Below are 2,904 nucleotides of genomic sequence, written 5' to 3'. Positions count from 1 at the left end.
CCAGCCGTGCGGTACCGGATGCGGGGGGTTCGGTCTGCGCCATGGCTGCTCCGTACGTCGGGAAGGGCCGGGGAGGGTGTGCGTCGGGGTCGCACCCGTCTGAGGGCCCCGTTCTCCACCACGGAGAACACGGGCGTGCCTGGCTGACGGGCGCGGAACGCCGTCGATGGTCGAGGGGTGTCGGGCGGGCTCTCCGTATCCAGGAAACCTCAGGGAGGCGGACGACGGTAGCCCCTGTGGAGAACTCGTCCGCCCGGACCGCCACCGCGCCCGCGCGGCCATCCCCACGGCTGGACGGTCACCCTGGTCGCGGTACCCGGGGTCACCGGATTCCGGACCGGGAAACGGTGCCGCACTGGTGACACCGGGTGGCCGCGGTGCGATACTCGTTGCTTCCGGGAACACCCGACGGGCGCGCGGATCCGGGGTACGCACGTGGGGAACGGCGACCGCGGGCCGCCTCGCCCCCTCGGGTTCCCGGACGCGGGCGGCTCCCCCGACCAGCGGTCGCGGCACGCCATGGTGTGGGGAACGGCCGCGGTGTCCCTGACCGGAACCATCCTTCCCCGACGACGCGACCGCCGCTCCTCCCCGGCCAGCGGTGGCCGGTCGACCAGCCCTGACGCGGGCCGGAGAACCCCGGTCCGCCCGACGACTCCCCGAGGACCGACATGCCCCAGCGCACCGTGGCCATCGCCTCCCAACTCGGCCTGCACGCCCGCCCCGCCGCCCTGTTCGTCCAGGCCGTCAACGAGTCCGGTCTGCCCGTCATGGTCTCCCGCGAGGGCCACAAGCCGGTGGACGCGCGCAGCGTGCTCGCGGTGATGGCCCTGGGCGCCAAACACGGCGAGACGGTCACCCTGGACTGCGAGGACGACGAGAACGCGGACAAGGTCCTGGACGGATTGGTGGAGATGCTGTCCAGGGAACTGGACACCTGACCCGGTGCCCGCCCGGACGCGGCCCGCCCGGGTCCGGGCGGGCGGGCCGACGGCGGGCCTCCGACCCGGCCCTGGTCATCCCCACCCGCCGGGGCTACCTTGCTGCCATGGACACCTCACGTGACGAGACCGTCATCGGCCCCTCCGGGATCTGCCGACGTGGCCAGCACGACTGGAGGCACGATCCGCCGGGGGCGAAACGACAGGTCTGCACCAGATGCCGGTCCATGTCCACGACGAACTACTGTGACTGCGCCGAGTGCGCCTCCGGCGACGCCGAGAAGTGACCCGGGCAGGCGCGACGCACGGGAGCAGGGCGCACGGGGCCGGGACGCGGATGACCCGGGCACGGAGGACCGTACCGGTGGGGACGCGCCCCGACACCCTCGTCCCCGGCACGGGAGCGTCCGGGCTACGCCTCGTCCCGCGGAACCCGGTGCACCTTGTGCTGCGCGGCCTGCGCGCGCGGGCGCACCACCAGCAGGTCGATGTTCACGTGCGGGGGCCGCGTGACCGCCCACACGATGGTGTCGGCGACGTCCTCGGCGGTCAGCGGATCGGGCACACCGGCGTAGACGGCCTCGGCGGCGTCGGCGTTCCCGCGCATCCGGTTGAGGGAGAACTCGTCCGTCTTCACCATGCCCGGCGCGATCTCCACCACGCGCACCGGTTCCCCGCACAGTTCCAGTCGCAGCGTGGCGGTGAGGGTGTGCGCGCCGTGCTTGGCGGACACGTAACCGCCGCCGCCCTCGTAGACCGCGTGCCCGGCCGTGGAGGAGACGACCAGCACGGTGCCGTCCCCGCTGGCGACCAGCTTGGGCAGCAGGGCCTGGGTCATGTGGAGCACCCCGATGACGTTGACCTCGTACATGGCGCGCCAGTCGGCGGGATCACCGCTGGCGACGGTCTCCGTTCCGATGGCGCCGCCCGCGTTGTTGACCAGCACGTCGCAGGAGGGCAGGGAGTCGGCGAAGGCGTCGACGGCCGCCCGGTCGGTGACGTCGAGGGCGTGGGCGCGGGCACTGTGCCCCTCCTTCGCCAACTCCTCCGCCAGCGCCCCGATCCGTTCGGCGCGGCGGGCGACGAGGATCACGGTGTAGCCGCTCTCCGCGAGTCCGCGTGCGGTGGCGGCCCCGATCCCGCTGCTGGCTCCGGTGACGACCGCGGTCGCTGTCATGGTGGTTCCTCCCGGAAATCGCTGTCGCGCCGAGCGTATCCGCGCCCTCCCCACCGGACGCGTGTCGGCTCCTCCCTTCCGTCCCGCCTTCCCGGGACGTGTTCCGGGCGGGACCGCCGAGCGTCGACGGGTGCCGTCTCCGACGGCGGCCCGCCCCGTGGGTCCGACGGCCGTTTCGTCCTACTCCGGGAGTCGTGCGACCGGACCCACGGGCTTCGTGCTTCCATGAGGGGTGCTCGCCGGGCCGCCGTACACGGTGGGACGGCACGCGTCAGTGGACACGAGGAGGGGGACGGACCGGTTGCGGGGTATCGAGATCCGGGAGCTGGAGTGCTTCCTCGTCCTGGCGGACGAGTCGCATCCGGGACACACCGCGGAGCGGCTGGGGGTGTCGACCGACGCGGTGGACCGGCTGGTGCGCGCCCTCGAGGACCGGATCGGCGCACCGCTCGTGGACCGCGCCGGTTCGCGCTTCGGCCTCACGTCGTTCGGAGAGGACTTCCTCGACGCCCTGCGGCCCGCCTACCAGAACCTGGCCGCGGTGGTGGACGGAGCGCGCGACCGCGCCCATGGCGGACCGTCGCGGGTGCGCCTGGGGTTCGGGGGTACGATCCACGGCCCGGTGGCCGAGGCGGTCCGCGCGTTCGAGGAGCGGGAGACCGGGGCGCGGGTGGAGATCGTGGAGATGGCGCTCTCGGACCCGTTCGGCCCGTTGCGCGAGGGCGAGGTGGACGCCGCCGTCGTCCTGATGCCGGTCCGTGAACGCGATCTGGTCGTGGGGCCGGT

The 2,904-nt window shown here is 73.4% G+C and carries 4 protein-coding genes; 3 read left to right on the top strand and 1 reads right to left on the bottom strand.

Annotated features, from left to right (window positions below; all coding sequences use genetic code 11):
- Positions 1-671: 671 nt before the first annotated feature.
- Together D455_RS0119680 and D455_RS33110 are read left to right on the top strand one after the other, a co-directional pair.
- Positions 672-941 carry an HPr family phosphocarrier protein gene (locus D455_RS0119680; protein ID WP_017572425.1) on the top strand — a complete coding sequence of 90 codons (270 nt, stop codon included), beginning with the start codon at positions 672-674 and terminating at the stop codon, positions 939-941.
- Between the two features lie 107 nt (positions 942-1,048).
- Positions 1,049-1,228, top strand: coding sequence for a hypothetical protein (locus tag D455_RS33110; protein WP_083922319.1), 180 nt, complete (start codon positions 1,049-1,051; stop codon positions 1,226-1,228).
- A gap of 125 nt (positions 1,229-1,353) precedes the next feature.
- Here the strand turns inward: D455_RS33110 and D455_RS0119675 are convergent, their stop codons facing one another.
- A complete protein-coding gene (locus tag D455_RS0119675) occupies positions 1,354-2,118 on the bottom strand; it encodes an SDR family NAD(P)-dependent oxidoreductase (RefSeq protein WP_017572424.1) in 765 nt (254 codons plus the stop codon).
- 301 nt (positions 2,119-2,419) lie between these two features.
- On the opposite strand from D455_RS0119675, the gene D455_RS0119670 reads away from it, so the two are divergent.
- On the top strand, positions 2,420-2,904 hold a 485-nt coding region (locus tag D455_RS0119670), incomplete at its 3' end, for a LysR family transcriptional regulator (RefSeq protein WP_017572423.1).

The sequence above is a fragment of the Nocardiopsis halotolerans DSM 44410 genome, from assembly GCF_000341065.1.
GTDB classification, from domain to species: domain Bacteria; phylum Actinomycetota; class Actinomycetes; order Streptosporangiales; family Streptosporangiaceae; genus Nocardiopsis; species Nocardiopsis halotolerans.
Note: the sequence above shows the minus strand (reverse complement) of the source record. Positions and strands in the feature narration are given on the sequence as shown.

Bases quoted from the DNA above. Each gene is read 5' to 3' on its own strand.
- D455_RS0119680 (WP_017572425.1), top strand. From the start codon at position 672: ATGCCCCAGCGCACCGTGGCCATCGCCTCCCAACTCGGCCTGCACGCC.
- D455_RS33110 (WP_083922319.1), top strand. From the start codon at position 1,049: ATGGACACCTCACGTGACGAGACCGTCATCGGCCCCTCCGGGATCTGC.
- D455_RS0119675 (WP_017572424.1), bottom strand. From the start codon at position 2,118: ATGACAGCGACCGCGGTCGTCACCGGAGCCAGCAGCGGGATCGGGGCC.